Here is a 24,239-nt window from a genome sequence, read left to right as displayed (position 1 = left end):
TTACGCTACGTAGCAAATGATTTCACCGCCAAGACCTGCTTTGCGAGCAGCACGGTCAGACATCAGACCCTTGGAAGTGGACACCACAGCAACACCCATACCGCCCATCACTGTTGGTAACGCGTCTTTTTTCTTATAAACGCGTAGACCAGGACGTGAAACACGTTGGATTTGCTCGATTACTGGTTTAGCTTGGAAGTACTTAAGAGTAACTTCTAGCTCAGGTTTTACTTCGCCTTCAACAGCGAAATCTGCGATATAACCTTCAGCTTTTAGCAGTGCAGCAATTGCAACTTTAAGCTTTGAAGAAGGCATTTTTACAGCAACTTTATTTGCTGCCTGACCGTTACGAATGCGGGTCAGCATATCCGAAATCGGATCTTGCATGCTCATAAGATTTACTCCAAATGATTAAGTGGCAATTACCAGCTAGCCTTACGAAGTCCAGGAATCTCGCCTTTCATGCAAGCTTCGCGAACTTTGATGCGGCTTAGACCGAACTTACGTAGGAAACCGTGTGGACGACCAGTTTGGTTGCAACGGTTGCGCTGACGTGAAGCACTTGAATCACGTGGAAGAGCTTGCAGTTTAAGAACTGCGTTCCAACGATCTTCTTCAGATGCGTTTACATCGCTGATGGTAGCTTTTAGCATTGCACGCTTTTCTGCGAACTTAGCTACTAGCTTTGCACGTTTTACTTCACGTGCTTTCATTGATTGTTTAGCCATAACAGTAACCCTTCACCTTACTTACGGAATGGGAAGTTAAAGGCAGCCAGCAGAGCACGGCCTTCCTCATCGGTACCAGCAGAAGTCGTGATAGTGATATCAAGACCGCGTACACGATCGACTTTATCGTAGTCGATTTCTGGGAAGATGATTTGCTCGCGAACGCCCATGCTGTAGTTACCGCGTCCGTCAAAAGACTTAGCGCTAACACCACGGAAGTCACGTACACGTGGAAGTGCAATAGAGATTAAACGCTCTAAAAAATCCCACATACGTTCGCCACGCAAGGTTACTTTACAACCAATTGGGTAGCCTTCACGAATTTTGAAACCTGCAACAGATTTACGAGCTTTAGTGATCAGTGGTTTTTGACCAGAGATCGTAGCCATATCAGCTGCTGCATTTTCTAATAGTTTCTTATCGTTGATAGCTTCACCAACGCCCATGTTTAGGGTGATTTTATCAATCCTAGGGACTTGCATGACGCTTGTGTAACCGAACTGTTTGGTCAGTTCAGTCACTACAGACGACTTGTAGTAATCATGCAGTTTCGCCATAGTAGAACTCCAAATTACTTCTAATTAGTTAGAAACGATTTCACCGTTAGATTTGAAGAAACGAACTTTTTTGCCGTCTTCAAAACGGAAACCGATACGGTCCGCTTTACCAGTTGCTGCGTTAAAGATTGCAACGTTAGAAGCATCAATAGCTGCTTCTTGTTCAACGATGCCACCTTGTTGACCTAGAGCCGGAACCGGCTTTTGGTGTTTTTTAACAAGGTTGATACCTTCAACGATAACTTTACCAGTTACGAGAACCTTAGTTACTTTACCTTTCTTGCCTTTATCTTTACCAGCAAGAACGATTACTTCGTCATTACGACGGATTTTAGCTGCCATGTGTGCCGCTCCTTACAGAACTTCAGGTGCTAGTGACACGATTTTCATAAATTTCGCATTGCGAAGTTCACGAGTCACTGGACCAAAGATACGTGTACCGATAGGTTGCTCTGTATTATTGTTCAACAATACGCAAGCATTACGGTCGAAGCGAATGACAGAACCGTCTGGACGACGTACGCCTTTACGGGTGCGAACTACCACCGCCTTCAGTACATCACCTTTTTTAACTTTACCGCGAGGAATTGCTTCCTTCACTGTAACTTTGATGATGTCACCGATATGTGCATAACGGCGGTGAGAGCCACCCAGAACCTTAATACACATTACCTTGCGCGCGCCTGAGTTATCAGCTGCATCAAGTGTACTTTGCATTTGGATCATTGTTAGTGCTCCGCTAAATATTAAAACTAGACCCTCTCGGGTCGGGCTGCCTCTTTAAAAGGGACGCGAATTGTACCACCCTTTCCTAAGATTGGGTAGACAAAAAATAAACGGCTCCAAAAAAACTTTGGAGCCGTTTAAAATCATAGAATAACGATGATTACATCTTCGCTTTTTCTATAACTTTAACCAATGTCCAAGACTTAGTCTTAGACAGAGGACGACACTCACGAATCTCAACGGTATCGCCTAGGCCACACTCGTTGTTTTCGTCATGTGCGTGTACTTTAGTCGTACGCTTTACGAATTTACCGTAAATTGGGTGTTTCACCATGCGCTCGATAGCAACAGTGATAGATTTATCCATCTTGTCACTAATAACACGACCTAGTTGAGTACGAATTTTGTCGCTCATTATTCGCCTGCCTTCTCAGTCAAAACAGTTTTAACGCGTGCGATATCACGGCGTACAGCTTTCAAAGTATGAGTTTGCTGCAGTTGACCAGTTGCTGCTTGCATGCGCAAGTTGAACTGTTCACGTAGCAAATTCAATAGCTCAGCGTTAAGCTCTTCAGCGCTTTTTGCGCGTAGATCTAGTGCTTTCATCACATCACCTGTTTAATTACGAATGTAGTTTTGAATGGCAGTTTACGAGCCGCTAGGCGGAACGCTTCACGTGCCAATTCTTCAGGTACACCGTCCATTTCGTACATAACCTTACCAGGTTGGATTTGGGCTACCCAGTACTCAACGTTACCTTTACCCTTACCTTGACGAACTTCTAGTGGTTTTTCAGTGATTGGCTTATCTGGGAACACACGGATCCAGATTTTACCTTGACGCTTAACGTGACGTGTCATTGCACGACGTGCCGCTTCGATCTGACGAGCAGTTAGACGACCACGTCCAACGGCTTTAAGACCAAATGTACCGAAGCTTACGTCAGTACCTTTAGCTAGACCGCGGTTGCGACCAGTATGAACCTTACGGAACTTAGTGCGTTTAGGTTGTAGCATCAGTCGACTCCTTACTTACGGCCTTTACGCTGCTTCTTAGGCTTGTCAGCCTTTGGCTCAACAGCGTTTGCAGCTGGCATACCACCAAGGATTTCACCCTTGAAGATCCAAACTTTAACGCCGATCACACCGTATTGAGTGTGAGCCGAAGAAGTTGCGTAATCAATGTCAGCACGTAGAGTGTGTAGAGGCACACGGCCTTCACGGTACCACTCAGAACGTGCAATTTCAGCGCCGCCAAGACGACCGCTTACTTCCACTTTGATACCTTTAGCGCCTAGACGCATAGCATTTTGTACCGCACGCTTCATAGCACGACGGAACATAACGCGACGCTCTAGTTGAGACGCGATGCTATCAGCCACTAATTGGCCGTCTAGCTCAGGCTTACGTACTTCAGCGATGTTAATTTGCGCTGGTACACCTGCAATTTTAGCTACAGCTGCGCGTAGCTTCTCAACGTCTTCACCTTTCTTACCGATAACAACGCCTGGGCGAGCAGTGTGGATAGTCACACGAATGCTCTTAGCAGGACGCTCGATAACGATGCGTGATAGAGACGCTTTTGAAAGTTCCTTAGTAAGGAACTGACGTACCTTGAAGTCGCCGTCTAGGTTGTCAGCGAAATCTTTGGTGTTAGCAAACCATGTAGCATTCCAAGGCTTAACGATGCCAAGACGAATACCATTAGGATGTACTTTCTGACCCATTGCTTACTCTCCTAGTCTCTTAGCGGTCTGCTACAACAACAGTGATGTGGCTTGAACGCTTCAAGATACGATCCGCACGGCCTTTTGCACGAGGCATAATACGCTTCATGACCGGGCCCTCATCTACGAAGATTTTAGCGACATTAAGATCGTCGATATCTGCACCTTCGTTGTGTTCTGCGTTAGCGATAGCTGACTCTAGAACTTTCTTAACTAATACAGCCGCTTTTTTGTTGCTGAAAGTTAGGATTTCAAGAGCCTGATCCACAGATTTACCACGGATTAGATCTGCAACTAAGCGAGCTTTCTGAGGAGAAATGCGAGCAAAGTTATGTTTAGCAATAGCTTCCATCATTTACTCCTTAGCGCTTCTTAGCTTTCTTATCCGCAGCGTGACCACGGTAAGTACGAGTTGGTGCGAATTCGCCCAGTTTGTGACCGATCATTTCATCAGTGACAAATACTGGAACGTGCTGACGACCATTATGGACAGCGATGGTCAAACCAATCATTGATGGAATGATCATTGAACGACGGGACCAAGTCTTAATAGGCTTTTTGTCTCCGCTTTCCACCGCTTTCTCTACCTTCTTCAGCAAGTGTAGGTCAATAAATGGACCTTTCTTGAGAGAACGTGGCATGGCTTATCCTCTTATATAGATTACTTATTACGACGACGTACGATGTACTTGTCGGTGCGTTTGTTGCTACGAGTCTTGAAGCCCTTAGTAGGCATACCCCAAGGAGATACTGGGTGACGACCACCAGATGTGCGGCCTTCACCACCACCGTGTGGGTGGTCAACCGGGTTCATTACTACACCACGTACAGTTGGACGTACGCCGCGCCAGCGTGAAGCACCAGCTTTACCTAGTTCACGTAGCATGTGCTCAGAGTTACCAACTTCACCGATTGTTGCACGGCCTTCAGAAAGTACTTTGCGCATTTCACCAGAACGTAGGCGGATAGTTGCATAAGTACCGTCGCGAGCGACAAGTTGAGCATATGCACCAGCCGAACGAGCTAGCTGTGCACCTTTACCAGGCTTAAGTTCAACACAGTGAATAGTAGAACCCACTGGGATGTTGCGCATTGGCAGAGTGTTACCTGCTTTAATTGGCGCATCAACACCAGACTGGATTGTATCACCAGCTTGAACACCTTTAGGTGCGATAATGTAACGACGCTCGCCGTCTGCGTACAGAACTAGAGCGATATTTGCGCTACGGTTTGGATCGTATTCTAGACGCTCAACTTTCGCTGGGATGCCATCTTTAGTACGTTTGAAGTCAACCAAACGATAGTGTTGCTTATGACCACCACCGATATGACGTACTGTGATACGACCGTTGTTGTTACGACCACCATTCTTAGAGTTTTTCTCTAGAAGAGGTGCGTATGGCTTACCCTTGTGTAGGTCAGCGTTAACAACTTTAACGACGTGACGACGACCAGGGGAAGTCGGCTTACATTTAACAATAGCCATTATTCAACTACTCCTGTTATTCCGCGCCGCCAACAAAGTCAAGATCTTGACCTTCTTTCAAAGTCACATACGCTTTTTTAACGTCGCTGCGGCGACCTTGGCGTAGACCTTGACGTTTGGTCTTACCCTTAGTGATAAGAGTATTTACAGACTTAACTTCAACTTCAAATAGCTTTTCTACAGCTGCTTTGATCTCTTTCTTAGTTGCATCTTTTGCTACTTTGAAAACGATAGTGTTCGCTTTCTCAGCAGTCATAGTTGCTTTTTCAGAGATGTGCGGTGCACGTAGAACTTTTAGTAGACGCTCTTCACTGATCATGCCAGCATCTCCTCAACTTGCTTAACTGCTTCTGCAGTCATTAGAACCTTGTCAAACGCAATTAGGCTAACTGGGTCAAGACCCGCTACGTCACGTGCGTCAACTTTATATAGGTTGCGAGCAGCTAAGAATAGATTCTCGTCTACTTCGCCAGTAACGATGAGTACATCGTTAAGCTCAAGTTCTTTAAGCTTAGCTAATAGCTCTTTAGTTTTTGGTGCTTCTACTGAGAAGTTATCAACAACGATTAAACGCTCTTGACGAACTAATTCAGAAAGAATGCTCTTCATAGCACCGCGGTACATTTTTTTGTTTACTTTTTGGCTGTGATCTTGTGGTTTCGCAGCAAAAGTAACACCACCTGTACGCCAGATTGGGCTACGAATTGTACCAGCACGTGCACGGCCAGTACCTTTTTGACGCCATGGCTTAGCGCCACCGCCAGAAACTTCTGAACGTGTCTTTTGAGCACGAGTACCTTGACGAGCACCTGCTGCATACGCAACAACTACTTGATGTACAAGGGCTTCGTTGAACTCACGTCCGAAAGTAGTTTCGGAAACAGTTAGTGCGTTAGCACCTTTAACCATCAATTCCATTACTTACTCCTAGACGTTATGCTTTAATAGCTGGTTTGACGATCACGTTAGCGCCAGTTGCACCTGGTACTGCACCTTTAATAAGAAGCAGATTGCGCTCAGCGTCAACACGTACGATCTCTAGGTTTTGAGTCGTTACACGCTCAGCACCCATGTGACCTGCCATTTTTTTGCCTTTGAACACGCGACCTGGAGTTTGACATTGGCCAATTGAACCCGGTGCACGGTGAGACAAAGAGTTACCGTGAGTCATATCTTGGGTACGGAAATTCCAGCGCTTAACAGCACCTTGGAAACCTTTACCTTTAGATGTACCAGTAACGTCTACTTTTTTAACTTCGTTGAAAAGTTCTACATTTAGCTCAGTGCCAACTTCAAACTCTTCGCCGTTTTCTAAACGGAATTCCCAAAGACCGCGACCAGCTTCTACACCTGCTTTCGCAAAGTGACCAGCTTCTGGTTTAGTTACACGGTTGGCTTTCTTAGTACCAGTAGTTACCTGGATTGCTGCATAGCCGTCAGTCTCAAGAGTTTTCACTTGAGAAATACGGTTTGCTTCAACCTCAACAACAGTTACTGGGATAGAAACGCCTTCTTCAGTAAATACGCGGGTCATACCCACTTTACGTCCGACTAGACCAATCATTCTTCTAATCTCCCTTAACCTAGGCTGATTTGTACGTCAACGCCAGCAGCTAGATCTAGGCGCATCAGTGCATCAACAGTTTTATCTGTTGGCTCAACGATGTCGATTAGACGTTTGTGAGTACGAATTTCGTACTGATCACGAGCATCTTTGTTGACGTGTGGAGAGATAAGAACAGTGAAACGCTCTTTACGAGTAGGAAGTGGAATAGGACCACGAACCTGTGCGCCGGTACGCTTAGCTGTTTCAACGATTTCCGCTGTAGAAGCATCGATTAGTTTGTAATCGAACGCTTTTAGGCGGATACGGATACGTTGGTTCTGCATGAGACAGAGCTCCAATAATTAAAAATTACACAAACAATATCGCCACTCAAACTCGTTAAAACGAGAGAATGCCGATTGATTTATGTGAAACCGTAGTGCCAAAATTAGGCACATTGTCAGTTAATTTTCGATTAACTTTAATCTATTACTAAACGCAACAGAGCTAATTGTATTAACTGCGAACATAAGCTGAGTATACGTTACTAAACTAACAGCTAGGTCAGTTTACTCCTCACTGCTCATTGGTTCACAACTGGATTTAACCAGTGCGGTGCATTATACAGATCACCATTACACATGCAAGCGCTGTGTAGAAATTAAACTTATAAACTATCTATTTCTTCTTTCACTGAGGAAGTAATAGAAGGGATAGAAAGATGAGGTGAGCACTCACTACCCTATCCTTTTATCCCTGATGCACAATTATACAGCTTGGCGCTGTCTCACTGCTTCAAACAGACAGATCCCAGCCGCTACTGATACGTTTAGGCTAGAAACGGTGCCCGCCATCGGTATTTTGATCAGATCATCGCAGGTTTCGCGCGTTAAGCGGCGCATACCATCCCCTTCAGCGCCCATAACAATCGCAAGGGGCCCTGTCAGTTTGGCTTGGTAAATGTCATGCGTCGCCTCGCCGGCAGTGCCAACAAACCATACGCCTTGTTCTTGAAGGGCGCGCATGGTACGTGCAAGATTTGTCACTCGAACTAAAGGCACTGTTTCGGCAGCGCCACAAGCGACCTTGCTGACCGTTGCTGTCATTGGTGCTGACTTATCTTTCGGTACGATCACCGCAGCGACCCCGGCAGCATCAGCGTTACGCAAGCATGCGCCGAGATTATGCGGGTCGGTAACACCATCCAAAACCAGTAATAGCGGTTGTTCATGCTGTGCGATGATTGCTTCTAAATCATGTTCATTAAGCTGTTTTGCTGGTTTTACACGAGCAATGATGCCCTGATGATTCGCCCCTTGAGCCTTATCATCCAATGTTTTACGTCCCATATGTTGAATAGAGACACCGCAATGTTGCAGTTCATTTAACAGTGGAAGCAGGCGATCATCTTGCCGCCCTTTCAGTACAAACGCTTCAATCAATCGCGCTGGATCTTTTTCAAGTACAGCGCTGACCGCGTGAATACCATAAATACATTCGTTACTCATGATTTACCCATTGATCGTTATTTACCAGCACGCGCTTTATTTGCTTTAGCCGCAGGTTTCTTTTTGCGTGCTTTTGTTGTTTTGCTTTTTTTTCGTTCAGGTTTTGAGCCTGCACTACTTTTTTCATCTGGACGTTTAGTCGCTTCAACTAAAGGAGTAGCCTTTCCTTTACTTGATGTCACCTTCTTGCCACGTGCTTTCTCTCGTGCATCGGTTGCACGTTTCTTCGCTGTTTTACCTTCTCCGCGCAGCTTACGGCTAGTGCCCACGATTTCAAAGTCAATTTGACGATCATCCAAGTTGACGGATAACACTTTGACTTTAACGGCGTCACCTAAGCGATAAATGTTGCCAAAACTTTCGCCGATCAATCGTTGCCCAACGGGATCAAATTGATAGTAGTCATTCGCGAGCGTAGATATGTGGACCAATCCATCAATGTGCAGCTCAGTCAAACGAACAAAGAAACCGAAACCTGTCACGTTGGCTATGACTCCATCAAGCTCTTCGCCTACATGATCTTGCATGTATTCACACTTGAGCCAATCGGATACTTCACGCGTCGCATCATCAGCACGGCGTTCTGTCATTGAACATTGCTGACCATAGAAGTCCATGTCATCAAAAGAGTAGTGATAACCACCAGTGGTAGTCCAACGGTCGGTGTGATTGCCCGATTCTTTGGCAATCAAATATTTAATTGCGCGGTGCAATAGGAGATCAGGGTAGCGACGAATAGGTGAAGTAAAGTGCGCATAGCGTTTGAGCGCTAAACCAAAGTGACCACAGTTATCCGCGTTATACACAGCCTGCTTCATGGAACGCAGTAACATGGTTTGGATCAACTCTTTGTCTTGGCGCTCACCAATCTGTTTCATTAAGTTAGCGTAATCGGTTGGCGAAGGCTCTAGCCCACCCGCTAAGTTCAAGCCAAGCTCGCCTAAGAAATCCCTAAAGCCGGTCAAACGCTCTTCTCCCGGTGATTCATGGATACGGTACAGAGCGGGCTCTTTCGCTTTTTCCACCAGCGAGGCTGAAGCAATATTAGCGAGGATCATGCACTCTTCGATTATTTTATGCGCATCATTACGTACAACAGGTTCAATGCTGTCGATTTTACGCTCAGCATTAAAAATAAACTTAGTTTCAATCGTTTCAAATTCGATACCGCCACGCTCATCACGCGCTGCTTTTAGCACCTTATACATCGAATAGAGTTCTTCAAGATGAGGAACCACGGCTTGATAACGTTCGCGTAGCTCTTCATCCCCTTCAAGAATGGCGTGTACTTTGTTGTAAGTTAAACGGGCATGAGAGTTCATCACGGCTTCGTAATGTTTGTAACCCGAAATTTTGCCCGTTGCAGAGACTGTCATCTCGCACACCATGCATAGGCGGTCGACTTGTGGATTAAGTGAACAAAGACCGTTCGACAGTACTTCCGGTAGCATAGGAACGACTTGCGATGGGAAGTAAACTGAGTTACCACGGTTGATCGCTTCTTTATCAAGAGCGGTATCGGGGCGCACATAATAACTTACGTCAGCAATCGCAACCCAGAGACGCCAGCCACCACCTTTTTTGGCTTCGCAATAAACCGCGTCATCAAAGTCACGTGCGTCTTCACCATCAATAGTCACTAAAGGTAATTGACACAGATCCACGCGCCCTTGCTTCGCCTCTTCTGGAACTTCTTCTCTCAGGTTTTCGACTTGCTTTAATACTTCTTGCGGCCACTCATGAGGGATCTGGTGAGTGCGGATCGCTATTTGTGTCTCCATGCCGGGAGCCATATTTTCCCCAAGTACTTCTACAACCCGACCTGTCATTCCTCTAGCTCTGGCACCGCGATCGGTAATTTCAATCACCACCACGTTCCCCATGCGAGCTCCGCCTTTGTGCTCGTTAGGGATCAAGATGTCTTGAGTGATGCGTGAATCATCGGGCACGACATAAGAGTAGCCGTTTTCAAGGAAGAAACGCCCAACAAGTTGGGTTTTACGTTCTTCCAACACTCGAACCAAACGCCCTTCTTTACGGCCTCTTTTATCCGTGCCTGTCGGTTGTACCAGCACGTAGTCGCCATGAATAATGGTACGCATTTGGTGATGAGGTAGCAAAACATCGTTATCTTTGCCAACGCTGCCATCAGGACGAACCCACCCATGACCATCTTTATGTCCGATTACGTGACCTTTGATCATTTCCAGTTTTTCTGGCAATGCATAGCATTGGCGACGAGTAAATACCAATTGGCCATCTCGCTCCATCGCACGCAAACGACGGCGTAGCCCTTCGTATTGCTCTTCACCAGACAAACCCAATGCCTCAAAAAGATCATTACGATTCATCGGTACATTGGCTTCGGTTAGAAATTCGAGGATGAATTCTCGGCTTGGAATTGGATTTTCGTAATTGCTAGATTCTCGATCCGCAAAAGGATCGTTATTGATAATTTCAGACATAGGCAGACCTGCTAAAGCAAGGAGAGATAGCCAGAGTATAACTGACTCACGGCAGAAGCTACAGCAGCGTATTGATTATTATAGGCTAATGCGTTAGAGGAAAAGCGTAGAAATGACTTCGCCCAACCGTGTGGGCGAAATAAAAAAGCAATAATGAAGGCTACCAAAACGTGTCTCTGCGCTTGGCTCGCGCAACCACATTTTGTGGCATTCGCTGCTCTAACCCCTGCCGGAGCATAGAGATCCGAGAATGTATTCTTTGATCGATAGTCACCGAATTATAGAGCCAGCGATAAGCATCTTCATAATCAAGCGGGCTACCATAATCACGCAGCAGAAGCTCAGCTAGATGGATACGAGCATTAATATTGCCCATCGCAGCGGCTTCACGCAGATAGGGAATGGCTCGCTCTTTATCCTGCTGTACTAAAGTACCACGCGAATAATAACGCCCAAGCTGCTCTAACGCAGCGGGTAAACCTTGATGAGCTGCATTCTCCATATAGTACAAGCCAAGTTCGACATCTTGATCTACACAGACCCCCCACGCTAGCATATCTCCATACAAAAACTCGTAGGAAGGCAGGCTGATGCGAGTAGCACGCGCAACAATATCTTCTACCAATTGGCAGTTGTCGGCCTTGACTTGCTCTAAATGTTTATTTTGCTCAATTAACTTGATTAGTTCAGCTTCGGTGTAAATAGGGACTGGCTCACCCACTTCCGCCACGTTGGCATGACTCAAGGATGAGGTCAGCGCTAAAAACAATGAAGCTGCTACCGTTCGTAGCTTCATACCTGCACTCTTTATGTCTATCGATAGCCTTAAAATTATAGCCTCAGTTTCATCTAGGGCTGGGCTTGATAACTTTATCGACCAGTGCGGCAAACTCTTTAGACAAAATTTGCCGTTATTCGGCCATTTATTGCCACACCAAGGACAAAATATCATCAATACAGGTATAAAAAAACCGGCTCTGAAAGCCGGTTTTAAAAACGTTTATCAATCAACCATTAAACTGAAAATGGGTGAACCTTGATAATGGTTTCGTTACGATCTGGACCTGTAGAAACGATGTCAACAGGTACACCAGTCAACTCTTCAATACGTTTAATGTAATCAAGCGCCGCTTGTGGCAGGGCATCAATTGATTTAGCACCGAAAGTATTTTCAGACCAACCAGGCATAGTTTCGTAAATAGGTGTTACCGCTTCAAAAGCGTCAGCTGCCATTGGTGATACTTGAGCAACTGAGCCATCTGGCATTTGGTAACCCGTACAGATTTTTAGCTCTTCTAGACCATCAAGTACGTCAAGTTTAGTCAAGCAGAAGCCTGTGACTGAGTTAATTTGAATGGCGCGACGCATCGCTACCGCATCAAACCAACCACAACGGCGCTTACGGCCTGTTGTTGCACCAAACTCATGGCCTTTCGTGCCTAGGTGATTACCGATTTCATCATCCAATTCGGTTGGGAATGGACCTGCACCAACGCGAGTACAGTAAGCTTTCGCGATACCTAGAATATAACCTAGATGACGAGGGCCGAAACCAGAACCTGCAGCAACACCACCAGCAGTCGTGTTAGAAGACGTTACGTATGGGTAAGTACCGTGGTCGATATCAAGCATAGTACCTTGCGCACCTTCGAACATGATTTTGTCGCCACGCTTACGCGCTGCATCAAGTTCATCGGTCACGTCGATCACCATCGAAGTCAGCAAATCAGCATAGCCTTGTGCTTGCTCAAGTACGGATTCGTAGCTTACTGGTTCAGCTTTGTAGAAATGCTCAAGTTGGAAGTTATGGAACTCCATCACTTCTTTTAGCTTTTCTGCAAATGAAGCCATATCGAACAAGTCACCAACGCGTAAACCACGACGAGCCACTTTGTCTTCATAAGCAGGACCGATACCACGACCTGTCGTACCAATTGCTTTTTTACCACGAGCCGTTTCACGAGCTTGGTCAAGCGCAATGTGGTAAGGAAGAATAAGTGGGCAAGCTTCAGAAATGAAAAGACGTTCGCGGACTGGAATACCACGCTCTTCTAGAGGCTTCATTTCATTGATTAGTGCGTCAGGTGAAAGCACAACACCGTTACCGATGATGCATTTCACTTTATTGCGAAGAATGCCGGATGGAATTAAATGAAGAACGGTTTTTTCACCGTCAATGACCAAAGTGTGGCCTGCATTATGGCCGCCTTGGTAGCGAACCACGTATTTTGCATCTTCAGTTAAAAGGTCTACGATTTTACCTTTGCCTTCGTCACCCCATTGGGTGCCTAGAACGACTACGTTATTTCCCATCTTTCCAAGTCTGATTGCTAGTTAAAAAAGGATTCTAGCACCGAATCCTTTTCCTTGCAGTCCTTTTTTAAACACGAAAATGTCATAAAAATATAACTTAATAAATGATTCAGTTATTAGGCACGTAAGTTACTCATCCGAATATATTTTTACGATCAGCTCTCCTTGGCGATCAACACAAGCACGGTACATACCAGAACTGTTCATTGCAAAATGAATGTCGCCTTGCGCATCAATGGCGATCAATCCACCCTCACCACCGAGCGTTTTAAGTTCACCCTGAATAATGGTTTCACATGCGGTATGAACATCTTCTTTTAAATAACGCATGCGAGCGGCAACGTCACTGGCAACCATTTTACGAATGAAATATTCCCCCATGCCCGTTGTCGATACCGCCACATTACCATTTTCAGCCACCGTTCCTGCACCTATGATGGGAGAATCGCCGACGCGACCAAATTTTTTATTCGTGATGCCACCGGTACTAGTAGCAGACGCAAGGTTGCCTTGTTTATCCAATGCAACTGCGCCAACAGTGCCAAATTTCTTGTCATCTGGGAATTTTGATTCCGACAAAGCAAATTGATTGTTGCTTTTCATCGCTAGCAACTGTTCATAACGACGCTCAGTAAAAAAGTAATCTTGTTCTGTATATTGATGCCCTTGAGTAAAAGCAAACGCTTCTGCGCCCTCACCAATCAACAACACATGATCACTGTGCTTCATTACATCACGCGCGAGCTGCACCGGATTTTTAATGTGCCGAACCCCAGCGACCGCGCCTGCGTCCATCATTTTGCCATGCATGACAGAGGCGTCCATCTCCACCATCTCTTGATGCGTTAACACCGAACCTTTTCCTGCGTTAAACAACGGAGAGTCCTCAAGTATTTTCACAGCCTCAACCACCGCATCCAGTGCATCACCACCTTGTGCCAGTACTTGATGCCCCGCTCGGACAGCACTTTCTAGCGTGTTCAAAATATCGCGCTTTAATGATTCGCTCATTTGTTGACGAATGATGGTTCCGGCGCCGCCATGAATTGCTATAGCAAAAGGTTGTGACATGAGAATTCCTTAACTTAATAAATTGAGAGGCAATACACTTCTGTTCTACACATTAACTATACCCAAATAACTTGAAGTTGCAGGTAGGCGGCAAGTGAGTACTGTAATAATTAACAAGCAACAAAAAAGCGCTAATCGCATGACGATTAACGCTTTCCATTTCATTGTATCAGTCGGTTATTGCTGCCAGTTTGGCACAACCAACCAAAAAATGATTAATGTGAACCGCAGCTGCCGCCACCGCAACAACCTTCTTTTTTCTCACCATGGTCATGGCCTTCACCACCACAGCAACCACCTTCATGATCGTGGTCATGGTCGTGGCCATGCCCACAGCCACCAGCTTGGTGAATGTGACCATGTTGGATCTCTTCTTCAGTTGCAGCGCGAATCGCAACGACTTCTACATCAAACGTTAATGTTTGGCCAGCCAACATGTGGTTACCATCAACTACTACTTCGTCACCATCCACTTCCGTGATTTCAACTGGAATTTGGCCTTGGTCAGTATCCGCTAGAAAACGCATACCCACTTCAATTTCATCAACGCCTTGGAAAACTTCAGCAGGTACACGTTGTACAAGCTCATCGTTGTATTCACCGTACGCTTCTTCAGGAGCGATAGTTGCTGTGAACTTATCGCCCACAACTTTTCCTTCTAACTCATTTTCAAGGCCAGTGATTAGATTGTTGTGACCGTGAAGGTAATCTAGTGGTGCATCAACTGTTGATTGGTCTACGACTGCACCATCTTCCAATACTAATTGGTAGGCTAGGCTTACAACCACGTTCTTTTCAATTTTCATAACAACTCCAAGGAGGTTTGTTCCTAGGTTGTCATCTTCAAACCTAAGAAATCGATCGGTATGGGACGTATTATGAAGATCTATTCCAGAAACTCAATTATTCTGGTTTAAAAATCCCGATCATCTCTTGCCGAGCATGTTCACTTTTTTCTACAGATTTGGGCTTTCGCTGTTCATGGTAGTCGCACTCGACACACTCTACGAGCTCTATGTTATTTTCAACCCACCAGCGCAGAGTATCTTGTGACTGACAACTTGGGCACTTTGCACCGGCAATAAAGCGTTTTTTCTGTTTCACGTTACATCCTACAACTGAATATTGATTGGCGTTATTTTTCCCAATAATGACGAGATTGGCGATCATTATCCATTTCACGCCCAAATATTTCTTCCAGCTCTTTACGTGCCTCTTTGGCGCGCAGTGCGAGTTGTTTGTCTTGGTTATGTTGCGGTAGCAGCTCTTTGAGCATCGCATTATCGAGTTTTCTAAAATGTGCTTCGGCGCGCTTGGCTTGGTAAGGGTGCATGCCCAATTCGACCAGTACTTGTCGGCCGAGGTCCAAAGCGCCTAAGAAAGTTTCCCGCGAGTATTTATCGACCCCATGGCTGAGTAACTGATACGCCTCTACCCGGCTACGAGCGCGAGCTAAGATCTTTAACTGCGGGAAATGGTGCTGACAAAGCTCGACAATTTTCATCACTTCATCGGGCGCATCAGTACAGATGACGATCGCTTCAGCTTCTTCTGCACCCGCGGCGCGCAACAGTTCAAGTTGAGTCGCATCACCATAAAAAACGTTATAACCGTACTCTCTCAATAATTTAATTTGACTGGCATCGCTTTCTAATACGGTAATTTTAATCTTATTGGCGTACATCAAACGCCCTACAATTTGCCCAAAACGGCCAAAACCCGCAATGATAATTTGCGGCTGTTTATTGACGACATCGGAATGCATCTCATCGTCACTGCTGAGGTTCAATTTTCGCGCAAACCATTTGTCCTGAATCGTCAGTAATAAAGGTGTGGTGACCATCGACAGACTGACCACAACGAGCAAAAAGGCCACTTGATCCGGTGATAGCACGCCCTGTGCGCTTGCCGCAGTGAAAATCACGAACGCGAACTCGCCGCCTTGGCTGAGGATTGCCGCCATTTTGCTGCGTGCTTTAGAACGCGTACCCGATAAACGTGCGAGGAGATAAAGGATTCCTCCTTTCAGCACCACTAGACCTAATACAGCCGCCAACACTTGCAGCGGCGCTTGCGCCAATAAGCCCAAATTAACCGCCATTCCAACGGCAATAAAAAATAGCCCGAGCAATAACCCTTTAAACGGTTCAATCGCGATCTCAAGTTCATGGCGAAATTCACTTTCTGCCAGCAACACGCCAGCAAGGAAAGTACCGAGCGCCATTGACAAGCCAAGCTGCTGCATTAACAGTGCAATCCCAATCACCAACAATAAGGCGGCAACGGTAAAAAGTTCACGCACACCACTGGTCACAATATAACGAAACAGCGGGCTCAATAGAAAATGCCCCCCGACCAGCAAAGCGGTAATGCCACCCAACATCCAAATCACATCTAACCAGCTTCCACCGGCGTTGCCTGCCAGTAAAGGCAAAAAGGCCAACATAGGGATGACAGCGATATCTTGAAAAAGCAGTACTGCAAAACCAGACTGGCCAGCTTCACTGCGCGTTAGCCCTTGCTCTTCAATTACGCGTAATGCGATTGCTGTAGAAGAGAGCGCAAGGCCCATACCAATCACTAAACTACTCTGCCAGTTAACGCCTAATAGATAAGCAATACTGGCAATGACTAAGGTACTTACCACTACCTGCGCGCCACCCAAACCAAGGATCGGCCCACGCATCTGCCATAATTTTTTGGGGTTTAATTCCAGCCCAATCAGAAACAACAGCAGCACCACGCCAAATTCAGCAAAGTGTAATATGGCTTGCACATCACTGATTAAACCCAGCCCCCAAGGGCCTATGGCTACACCCGCTAACAAATAGCCGAGCACCGAACCCAACCCTGCACGCTGAGCAATCGGTACGGCCACCACAGCCGCGGTTAAAAACACCACGCTGCTTTGTAAAAAATCACCGCTTAACGCCATCAAGCTCTCCTTGTGTGGCCAGTGGGTGTTGCAACCAGTGTCGATAATGCTCAGCGTGTTGATAGCGCTCCATATCACTCACATTACGTGACCAGTAGAGAACTAACGGTTCCATCCAGTTCATACAACACAGAGCCGCGGTTAATTCAAATGGTTGGAGAATTTGATCCAATGGGTATTTGTTGTAGCCCCGCTCATCAAACGCTTCTTTTTTTCCGCCCGTGGTGATGACGCTACGCCAGTATTTACCATGCAACGCCGTCTGTCCGCCGAAGGCAAACCCCTTGGCAAGCACGCGATCAAACCACTCTTTGAGTAGCGCTGGGCAGGAATACATATAAAGAGGGTGTTGAAACACAATCACATCATGCTCAAGTAGTTTTTGCTGCTCTGCGTGCACATCGATAAAAAAATCGGGATAAGTTGCATACAAGTCATGCACTGTGACGTGGGAAAGTGACGCAATATTGTGCAGCATGGTTTGATTGGCGATGGAGTTTAATGGCTCAGGATGCGCATAAATCACCAATATTTTAGGTGTAATTTGGTCAGGCATGACGGTGGTGGACATTTTTGTCTGCGCTCCCAATAGTTATCAATATGTTATTAAGCATAATAACGCAATTTGCATAATGATCGACATTTATCCTTATTGCCCCTACTATTCCACGCGATAACGTCTCGATATGAAAAATAGATTTTTATGATTACCTTCTCTGATATTCAATTACTGCGCGGCGGTAAACCGCTCCTTGAAAAGGCCTCTGCAACTATCCAGCCGGGCGATAAAGTTGGCCTAGTAGGCAAAAATGGCTGTGGCAAATCAACGCTCTTTGCCCTACTCAAAGATGAGCTATCTATTGACGCTGGCTCCTTCAGTAAACCAGCTCACTGGGAACTGGCTTGGGTTGCCCAAGAAACTCCGGCTCTTGATCGCAATGCGATTGAATATGTCATCGATGGCGATCGTGAATATCGTGAATTAGAACGACGCCTCAGCGTTGCTGAAGAGGCAGACCAAGGAACCTTGGTTGCAGAGCTGCATGGAAAAATTGAAACCATCGGCGGATACAGTATTCGCGCCCGCGCTTCTGAACTGCTTGATGGTTTGGGGTTTAGCCAAGAACAGATGGGATGGAGTTTAACGCAATTTTCGGGTGGTTGGCGGATGCGCTTAAACTTAGCGCAAGCGCTGTTGTGCCGCTCGGATTTACTGCTGCTTGATGAACCAACCAACCACTTGGATTTGGACGCCGTCATGTGGCTTGAACGTTGGTTACAAAACTATCCCGGCACCTTGATCTTGATTTCCCATGACCGCGATTTTCTTGATCCGATCGTCGGACGCATCATCCATATCGAAAATCAAACCATGAATGAATACACCGGAAACTACTCATCGTTTGAAAATCAACGGGCGCAAAAACTGATCTTGCAACAAGCCATGTACCAGAAGCAGCAAAAGCAGATGGTGCACATGCAAAGCTACATCGACCGTTTCCGCTACAAGGCCTCCAAAGCTCGCCAAGCACAAAGTCGTATCAAAGCGTTGGAACGAATGGAAAAAGTGCTGCCAGCTCAATTTGATAACCCATTTAATTTCGAATTTCGAGAGCCTTCGGCACTGCCTAACCCAATCATGATGATGGACGAAGTCTACGCCGGGTATGGTGAACGTTTAATTTTAGAAAAAATTCGCCTCAACCTTGTACCGGGAAGCCGTATTGGATTACTCGGGCGTAACGGTGCGGGTAAATCAACATTAATTAAATTGCTCTCCGGTGAGTTAAAACCGCAAGGCGGCGATCTCACTTATTCGCAAGGTGTAAAAATTGGTTACTTTGCCCAGCATCAGTTAGAAACACTGCATCCAGAAGAGACCCCTCTGCAGCACATGATGCAAATCGCCCCAGATAAAAACGAACTTGAGCTGCGTAATTATCTGGGTAGCTTTGGTTTCCAAGGCGACAAAGCGCTAGAAAAAATCGCTCCGTTTTCCGGGGGTGAAAAGGCTCGCTTAGTGCTTGCGCTAATTGTGTGGCAAAAACCGAACTTGCTGCTGCTTGATGAACCCACCAACCACTTAGACTTGGATATGCGTCAAGCCCTAACGTTTGCCCTGCAAACCTTTGAAGGCGCGATGGTCATCGTCAGCCATGATCGCTATCTACTGCGCGCAACCACCGATGACTTGTACTTGGTGCACGATCGTCAAGTCGCGCCTTTCGATGGGGATTTGACCGACTACTACAAGTGGCTGACAGAACAACAGAAAGCGGAACGTAGAGAAGTTCAATCTCAGCAACCTGCCAAAGACAGCAGCAACAGTGCCGCTGCCAAAAAAGATCAAAAGCGCCGAGAAGCGGAATTTCGCATCCAAACCGCACCAATTCGCAAAAAACTGACACAACTCGAAGCGAAAATGGACACATTGAACGCGGCACTGGCGCAAACTGAAGAGCAATTGTCTGATACTTCGCTGTATGAAGCCGAAAACAAAGCTAAACTTACCGAAGTGATTGCGCTTCAAGCTCGCAGTAAATCGGCACTTGAAGCGATCGAAATGGAATGGATGTCGGAACAAGAGACACTCGAACAACTAGAGCAGGAATTCAGTCGCTAAGATGAGCCAAGAGCACGTACGATTATCACTGACCTTAGAACGCTTATGGCAATTCAGTTTGCAATACTACAGCGTGCGAGAAGTGAAAGAGGCGTGCTTAAGTTTACAAAATAACTTCCACGGCAACGTCAACTTATTGCTGCTACTCAAATGGCTTGATGAGCAACAAGTGACGGTTGCCGATGCTGACTGGCAAAATGTCACTCAATGTATCGGTCGTTCAGAAGCGCTGCTGCACAGTTACCGAGAGTTAAGACGACGTTTGAAAAGCATGGTGCCAGATACGCTGTACCGCGAGGCGCTGCAATTTGAGCTGCAGCTTGAAAAGCAGCAGCAAGCTGACCTTGTGGAATGTATCAACGCATTGGCATTGCAGAATAACCATGGTGAACAATTAACGCTGCGTTACTGTCGCCAGCTTGGCTGTGAGCATTTGCATCTCGCCTTTAAAACCCCAGCGCCTCATTCTCAAAAACCGTAACTACATCAATTGCTCTCTCAGTGTATACTGGTCGCAATTCATAAAAATAATACGCTATGGTTATGACTCCATTTATCGCTGCTACTGGACTAACAAATCCACACCTTCAGACTCTGCTTCCTCGTTTATTGCGCAAACGCGCACGTTTTGAGCCGATGTGGCAAACGCTGTTTACACCTGATGGTGATTTTTTAGACCTTGCTTGGAGTGATGATTGGCGCTCAGAGCGAGTACAAAATAAACCCCTATTCGTCTTGTTTCATGGCTTAGAAGGCAGTTTTCATAGCCCTTATGCCAATGGCTTAATGTACGCCTTCGCACAGCAGGGATGGTTATCGGTCATGATGCATTTTCGCGGCTGTAGCGGCAAACCGAACCATCTGGCACGTGCTTACCATTCTGGTGAAGTTGAAGATGCACGCTTTGTGCTCGAATACATACGCAAGCAATGCCCGAATCGACCTATCGTGGCGGTGGGTATTTCTCTTGGCGGCAATATGTTGGTTAATTACTTAGCGCAATATAATCACGACCCGATCGTTAGCGCGGCAACCGTTGTCTCCGCTCCGCTCGATCTGTCAGCGTGTTCCACACGCATTGAACAGGGATTTTCAAAGGTTTATCGCGCTTACTTACTGACATCATTGAAAAAAAATGCACTAAAGAAACAGCATCTTTTACATAATGAGTTAGGTATTTCTAACCATCAAATTAAACACATCAAAAAACTTTACGAATTTGACGATCTCATCACCGCGCCTTTGCATGGTTTTCAAGATGCGCAGGATTACTACCAGCAGTGCTCAGGCCTTTCAAAGCTGACACAAATTCGCGTGCCGCTACAAATCATTCAAGCGCAAGATGATCCCTTTATGACGGATGCCGTGATCCCCAAATTTTCCTTACCAGAGAACATCCATTACCGCTTATTTACCCAAGGTGGCCATGTCGGTTTTCTCAGCGGTAGCGCGCTTAAGCCTAAATTTTGGCTCGAAGAAGCACTTCCAACCTATTACGAAAACCTGCGTCACGGCAACCCTATTGACCATCAATACAACGCATGATTAATCACATATCGCTTTAAATCGATACCCTTTTCTCCATGACAGTTTAAGAGGTCGTCATGCTTATTCCTTGGCAGCACATTGCGCCTGAAACACTGGATAATTTGATTGAAACGTTTGTATTACGCGAAGGTACTGATTACGGAGAGCAGGAAGTACCATTGCAGCAAAAAATCGAGCAAATAAAGAAACAGCTCGCAACAGGGGAGGCGATCATCGTCTATTCTGAGTTGCATGAAAGTGTGGATATTCAATTGCGTAAATAATTTCAGCTCAAAACAATCTACTCTTTTCGTGCTATATTGCAGCCATCGATAACAAGTACGTTACATACAGACAGGGTTTGTCATGTCAGCAAAACATCCAATTATCGCTGTCACCGGCTCGTCCGGTGCCGGTACAACTACGACCTCAGAAGCCTTTCGCAAAATGTTCAATATGATGAACATTAAACCAGCATGGGTTGAAGGGGATAGCTTCCATCGTTTTACACGGCCAGAAATGGATGTGGAAATTCGTAAAGCGCGCGAACAAGGGAAGCACATCAGTTACTTTGGTCCACAAGCCAATGATTTTCCTGCATTGGAAGAATTTTTCCGCCAATATGGGAAATTAGGCACAGGCCAAGTTCGCCGCTATCTACACTCTTTTGACGAAGCTGTGCCCTACAATCAAATGCCCGGCACCTTTACACCTTGGCAAGATTTACCAGAAAACTCGGATGTGATGTTTTACGAAGGTCTGCATGGCGGTGTAGTCGATGGTGATGTAAACGTCGCGCAGCATGTCGATTTTTTGATAGGCATGGTGCCAATCGTTAACCTTGAGTGGATACAAAAGTACGTGCGTGATACTCGTGATCGAGGCCATTCACGTGAAGCGGTGATGGATTCCATCGTCCGTTCGATGGATGATTACCTCAATTACATCACCCCCCAATTCTCACGAACTCACATCAACTTCCAACGGGTACCGACGGTTGATACTTCAAACCCACTTAACGCCAAGGGCATCCCTAGTTTGGATGAAAGCTTCGTCGTGATACGCCTGCGCGGTATAAAGAATGTTGATTTCCCCTATCTGCTCGCCATGATTGATGGCTCTTTTATGTCGCGCCACAACACCATTGTGGTGCCGGGTGGCAAGATGAGTTTTGCGATGGAATTGATCGTCAGACCGATCCTGCAGCAATTGATTGAAACAGGCAAAATTGGCTAAGTGATCGGACAAGTTGACGGTTACTTTTCATACCGTGATCATGTGCACAGTTTTGCTTAAAAAATCATGCCACTGACACGATTAAAATCAAGAAATCGTTTCTGAAAAAGGATACTATCCTTAACCGAAACACAAGTTAGCTTGCAGCATTTGGAAAGTGCTCTTATCCTAGTAAGCTTATTTTAGGCTTAGCTACAATATGGAAAGCGGCAAGCGTACCCTGCAGAGGAAGTGAGATATTATGGTTCTAGGTAAACCTCAAACCGATCCAACACTAGAGTGGTTTCTTTCACACTGTCATATTCATAAATACCCATCGAAAAGCACGTTGATTCATGCGGGCGAAAAAGCAGAGACGCTGTACTACATCGTCAAAGGCTCGGTAGCGGTATTGATTAAAGACGAAGAAGGTAAAGAGATGATCCTCTCTTACCTAAACCAAGGTGACTTTATCGGTGAACTTGGTCTATTCGAAGAAGACCAAGAGCGTACTGCTTGGGTTCGTGCAAAATCTCCTTGTGAAGTTGCGGAAATTTCATTTAAGAAATTCCGTCAGCTTATCCAAGTGAACCCAGACATCTTAATGCGTCTGTCTGCACAAATTTCTCGACGTCTACAAGTCACCAGTCAAAAAGTGGGTGATTTAGCCTTCCTAGACGTGACGGGTCGTATTGCACAAACGCTACTCAACCTAGCGAAACAACCTGATGCAATGACGCACCCAGATGGCATGCAAATCAAAATCACCCGTCAAGAGATCGGCCAAATTGTAGGCTGTTCTCGTGAAACTGTGGGACGTATTTTGAAGATGCTCGAAGAGCAGAATTTAATTTCTGCCCACGGTAAAACTATCGTGGTGTACGGAACTCGTTAATCTCAATCAAAATGATTGAGATTGAATGCATAAAGCCACCTTGGGGAACTCAGGTGGCTTTTTCTTTGGTGATATTTCGATACGAAAGTAAAAAGACGAGAGGCTATTGCATGTCAGTGCTTTCAAATATCTTATCTGCAGAGGCCGCCACAAAACCGCTATAGAGTTCACCGTTGGCCATTGGATAGCGTTTGGCAAATTCATAGAATCCACCGGGAATCACCTCCACTCCTTCCGTAAATTGCACTGATACTTTATCGGCCATGGTCGACGACTGCTCAAGCAGCACATCAGGTGTACCTTTCACTTCTCCACCATTTTCATTGATGGTAAAACCCGCTTGGCGTAAGTGATCATTGACCGCTTTCACTTCATTAAACGCCTGCAGTTGATTAACACTAACAGTGAAATGGTTCGCGCCATAACCATGCGCCGCCAACCAAGCGGCGTATTCACTTTCGTTGGCAAGCTGCAAATAATCGCTGTAGCTTAGTTGCCACAGGCGACCGCCATATAAAAAGTCACTGCTGTTTAATTTATTGCTATCGACTTGATGTACCAGCTTCTCCACAATGGCTTGGAGTGCAGGTGAGCACTCTTCCACTTTCAGCTCGCTTATGAATACTTTAGGCTGGGTCGGATCAGGGTGTTCATAGTGCTTCGCTACCAGCTTCTTACTTTCAAACACATAATCACCACAGGCAAGGTAGCCTAAGGCAAGAAAAGGCTTAGCCAGCGTTTCAATACCTAATGGCGCAACATTGAAGGTTCGCAACGCAATATGGTCATTAATCAAGGCTTCGTCTTCTTGAAGCAAGTGATGGACTTTGTCGGCAGAAGGGCAAAGGCGCTGAATGTAGTCATTCCATAATGATTGAAATAAAACGGTTGGCGTCATAACGCCTCCTTGTCTGTGCT

At 45.9% G+C, this 24,239-nt stretch carries 32 protein-coding genes; 6 read left to right on the top strand and 26 right to left on the bottom strand.

All coding sequences use genetic code 11. From position 1 onward, the window contains the following. The 25 genes from rpsH to kefG all read right to left on the bottom strand — a co-directional run bounded on the left by rpsH (position 1) and on the right by kefG (position 17,632). On the bottom strand, positions 1 to 393 hold the full coding sequence (gene rpsH, locus AACU59_RS14975; protein ID WP_010318772.1) for a 30S ribosomal protein S8: 393 nt from the start codon (positions 391 to 393) through the stop codon (positions 1 to 3). Positions 394 to 422: 29 nt separating this feature from the next. Next, the gene (gene rpsN / locus AACU59_RS14970) at positions 423 to 728 is read right to left on the bottom strand and encodes a 30S ribosomal protein S14 (protein WP_010318771.1); all 306 of its coding nucleotides are present in this window, start codon (positions 726 to 728) and stop codon (positions 423 to 425) included. 17 nt (positions 729 to 745) lie between these two features. Continuing rightward, entirely contained in the window at positions 746 to 1,285 is a 540-nt protein-coding gene (rplE, locus tag AACU59_RS14965) for a 50S ribosomal protein L5 (RefSeq protein WP_010318770.1), read from the bottom strand. 24 nt (positions 1,286 to 1,309) lie between these two features. After that, complete coding sequence (rplX, locus tag AACU59_RS14960) at positions 1,310 to 1,627, bottom strand: 50S ribosomal protein L24 (RefSeq protein WP_010318769.1); 318 nt, start codon at positions 1,625 to 1,627, stop codon at positions 1,310 to 1,312. Between the two features lie 12 nt (positions 1,628 to 1,639). Continuing rightward, positions 1,640 to 2,011 (bottom strand): 50S ribosomal protein L14, encoded by a 372-nt coding sequence (gene rplN / locus AACU59_RS14955; RefSeq protein ID WP_010318768.1) that lies wholly within the window; start codon positions 2,009 to 2,011, stop codon positions 1,640 to 1,642. Positions 2,012 to 2,171: 160 nt separating this feature from the next. Then, entirely contained in the window at positions 2,172 to 2,426 is a 255-nt protein-coding gene (gene rpsQ, locus AACU59_RS14950; RefSeq protein WP_013855925.1) for a 30S ribosomal protein S17, read from the bottom strand. Further along, entirely contained in the window at positions 2,426 to 2,617 is a 192-nt protein-coding gene (gene rpmC, locus AACU59_RS14945; protein ID WP_010318766.1) for a 50S ribosomal protein L29, read from the bottom strand. Before rpmC ends, rpsQ begins: the two co-directional genes overlap by 1 nt. After that, positions 2,617 to 3,027: a 50S ribosomal protein L16 gene (rplP, locus tag AACU59_RS14940; RefSeq protein ID WP_010318765.1), complete on the bottom strand. Its 411-nt coding sequence runs from the start codon at positions 3,025 to 3,027 to the stop codon at positions 2,617 to 2,619. Before rplP ends, rpmC begins: the two co-directional genes overlap by 1 nt. An 11-nt stretch (positions 3,028 to 3,038) precedes the next feature. Next, entirely contained in the window at positions 3,039 to 3,737 is a 699-nt protein-coding gene (gene rpsC, locus AACU59_RS14935; RefSeq protein ID WP_010318764.1) for a 30S ribosomal protein S3, read from the bottom strand. A 19-nt stretch (positions 3,738 to 3,756) separates the two neighbouring features. Further along, complete coding sequence (rplV, locus tag AACU59_RS14930) at positions 3,757 to 4,089, bottom strand: 50S ribosomal protein L22 (protein ID WP_026027327.1); 333 nt, start codon at positions 4,087 to 4,089, stop codon at positions 3,757 to 3,759. A 10-nt stretch (positions 4,090 to 4,099) separates the two neighbouring features. Beyond that, entirely contained in the window at positions 4,100 to 4,378 is a 279-nt protein-coding gene (gene rpsS / locus AACU59_RS14925; RefSeq protein ID WP_010318762.1) for a 30S ribosomal protein S19, read from the bottom strand. A 20-nt stretch (positions 4,379 to 4,398) separates the two neighbouring features. Next, positions 4,399 to 5,223 carry a 50S ribosomal protein L2 gene (gene rplB / locus AACU59_RS14920; protein ID WP_013855922.1) on the bottom strand — a complete coding sequence of 275 codons (825 nt, stop codon included), beginning with the start codon at positions 5,221 to 5,223 and terminating at the stop codon, positions 4,399 to 4,401. A 16-nt stretch (positions 5,224 to 5,239) separates the two neighbouring features. After that, a complete protein-coding gene (rplW, locus tag AACU59_RS14915; RefSeq protein ID WP_010318760.1) occupies positions 5,240 to 5,542 on the bottom strand; it encodes a 50S ribosomal protein L23 in 303 nt (100 codons plus the stop codon). Continuing rightward, positions 5,539 to 6,141: a 50S ribosomal protein L4 gene (gene rplD, locus AACU59_RS14910; RefSeq protein WP_010318759.1), complete on the bottom strand. Its 603-nt coding sequence runs from the start codon at positions 6,139 to 6,141 to the stop codon at positions 5,539 to 5,541. Before rplD ends, rplW begins: the two co-directional genes overlap by 4 nt. A 16-nt stretch (positions 6,142 to 6,157) precedes the next feature. Continuing rightward, the gene (gene rplC, locus AACU59_RS14905; RefSeq protein WP_013855921.1) at positions 6,158 to 6,787 is read right to left on the bottom strand and encodes a 50S ribosomal protein L3; all 630 of its coding nucleotides are present in this window, start codon (positions 6,785 to 6,787) and stop codon (positions 6,158 to 6,160) included. Between the two features lie 14 nt (positions 6,788 to 6,801). Next, positions 6,802 to 7,113, bottom strand: a complete 312-nt coding sequence (gene rpsJ / locus AACU59_RS14900; RefSeq protein ID WP_001181007.1) for a 30S ribosomal protein S10 — start codon at positions 7,111 to 7,113, stop codon at positions 6,802 to 6,804. Positions 7,114 to 7,536: 423 nt separating this feature from the next. Continuing rightward, positions 7,537 to 8,277: a 23S rRNA (guanosine(2251)-2'-O)-methyltransferase RlmB gene (gene rlmB / locus AACU59_RS14895; RefSeq protein ID WP_010318756.1), complete on the bottom strand. Its 741-nt coding sequence runs from the start codon at positions 8,275 to 8,277 to the stop codon at positions 7,537 to 7,539. Positions 8,278 to 8,294: 17 nt separating this feature from the next. Next, complete coding sequence (rnr, locus tag AACU59_RS14890) at positions 8,295 to 10,742, bottom strand: ribonuclease R (RefSeq protein ID WP_094145370.1); 2,448 nt, start codon at positions 10,740 to 10,742, stop codon at positions 8,295 to 8,297. Positions 10,743 to 10,902: 160 nt separating this feature from the next. Continuing rightward, entirely contained in the window at positions 10,903 to 11,538 is a 636-nt protein-coding gene (gene motX / locus AACU59_RS14885) for a flagellar protein MotX (protein ID WP_013855917.1), read from the bottom strand. Positions 11,539 to 11,756: 218 nt separating this feature from the next. Then, positions 11,757 to 13,055, bottom strand: coding sequence for an adenylosuccinate synthase (locus tag AACU59_RS14880; protein ID WP_094145368.1), 1,299 nt, complete (start codon positions 13,053 to 13,055; stop codon positions 11,757 to 11,759). 129 nt (positions 13,056 to 13,184) lie between these two features. Beyond that, on the bottom strand, positions 13,185 to 14,126 hold the full coding sequence (locus AACU59_RS14875; protein WP_013855914.1) for an isoaspartyl peptidase/L-asparaginase family protein: 942 nt from the start codon (positions 14,124 to 14,126) through the stop codon (positions 13,185 to 13,187). Positions 14,127 to 14,341: 215 nt separating this feature from the next. Then, complete coding sequence (gene slyD, locus AACU59_RS14870; protein ID WP_088732892.1) at positions 14,342 to 14,932, bottom strand: peptidylprolyl isomerase; 591 nt, start codon at positions 14,930 to 14,932, stop codon at positions 14,342 to 14,344. Positions 14,933 to 15,029: 97 nt separating this feature from the next. Next, positions 15,030 to 15,230: a YheV family putative zinc ribbon protein gene (locus AACU59_RS14865; RefSeq protein ID WP_010318749.1), complete on the bottom strand. Its 201-nt coding sequence runs from the start codon at positions 15,228 to 15,230 to the stop codon at positions 15,030 to 15,032. Between the two features lie 31 nt (positions 15,231 to 15,261). Next, positions 15,262 to 17,061 (bottom strand): glutathione-regulated potassium-efflux system protein KefB, encoded by a 1,800-nt coding sequence (gene kefB / locus AACU59_RS14860; RefSeq protein WP_013855911.1) that lies wholly within the window; start codon positions 17,059 to 17,061, stop codon positions 15,262 to 15,264. Next, a complete protein-coding gene (gene kefG / locus AACU59_RS14855; protein WP_174223808.1) occupies positions 17,045 to 17,632 on the bottom strand; it encodes a glutathione-regulated potassium-efflux system ancillary protein KefG in 588 nt (195 codons plus the stop codon). The genes kefB and kefG overlap by 17 nt, the downstream gene beginning before the upstream one ends. 132 nt (positions 17,633 to 17,764) lie before the next feature. Here kefG and AACU59_RS14850 point away from each other — a divergent pair, with 132 nt between their 5' ends. The 6 genes from AACU59_RS14850 to crp all read left to right on the top strand — a co-directional run bounded on the left by AACU59_RS14850 (position 17,765) and on the right by crp (position 23,321). Then, positions 17,765 to 19,684, top strand: coding sequence for an ABC transporter ATP-binding protein (locus tag AACU59_RS14850; protein WP_017049199.1), 1,920 nt, complete (start codon positions 17,765 to 17,767; stop codon positions 19,682 to 19,684). A 1-nt stretch (position 19,685) separates the two neighbouring features. Next, positions 19,686 to 20,165 carry a TIGR02444 family protein gene (locus AACU59_RS14845; protein ID WP_010318745.1) on the top strand — a complete coding sequence of 160 codons (480 nt, stop codon included), beginning with the start codon at positions 19,686 to 19,688 and terminating at the stop codon, positions 20,163 to 20,165. Positions 20,166 to 20,221: 56 nt separating this feature from the next. Next, on the top strand, positions 20,222 to 21,229 hold the full coding sequence (locus tag AACU59_RS14840) for a hydrolase (RefSeq protein WP_094145366.1): 1,008 nt from the start codon (positions 20,222 to 20,224) through the stop codon (positions 21,227 to 21,229). Positions 21,230 to 21,288: 59 nt separating this feature from the next. Continuing rightward, on the top strand, positions 21,289 to 21,495 hold the full coding sequence (locus AACU59_RS14835; protein ID WP_010318743.1) for a YheU family protein: 207 nt from the start codon (positions 21,289 to 21,291) through the stop codon (positions 21,493 to 21,495). Positions 21,496 to 21,577: 82 nt separating this feature from the next. Further along, positions 21,578 to 22,447 (top strand): phosphoribulokinase, encoded by an 870-nt coding sequence (locus AACU59_RS14830; RefSeq protein WP_010318742.1) that lies wholly within the window; start codon positions 21,578 to 21,580, stop codon positions 22,445 to 22,447. 241 nt (positions 22,448 to 22,688) lie between these two features. Beyond that, positions 22,689 to 23,321 (top strand): cAMP-activated global transcriptional regulator CRP, encoded by a 633-nt coding sequence (crp, locus tag AACU59_RS14825; protein WP_010318741.1) that lies wholly within the window; start codon positions 22,689 to 22,691, stop codon positions 23,319 to 23,321. A 103-nt stretch (positions 23,322 to 23,424) separates the two neighbouring features. On the opposite strand, the gene AACU59_RS14820 is transcribed toward crp, so the two are convergent. Then, the gene (locus AACU59_RS14820) at positions 23,425 to 24,219 is read right to left on the bottom strand and encodes a DUF1338 domain-containing protein (protein WP_094145364.1); all 795 of its coding nucleotides are present in this window, start codon (positions 24,217 to 24,219) and stop codon (positions 23,425 to 23,427) included. Positions 24,220 to 24,239 lie beyond the last annotated feature (20 nt).

Origin of the sequence: Vibrio sp. V23_P3S9T160 (assembly GCF_963886625.1) — a bacterium.
Classification (GTDB): domain Bacteria; phylum Pseudomonadota; class Gammaproteobacteria; order Enterobacterales; family Vibrionaceae; genus Vibrio; species Vibrio anguillarum.
The sequence above is the reverse complement of the archived record's forward strand: the minus strand, read 5'-3'. Positions and strand labels throughout refer to the sequence as shown.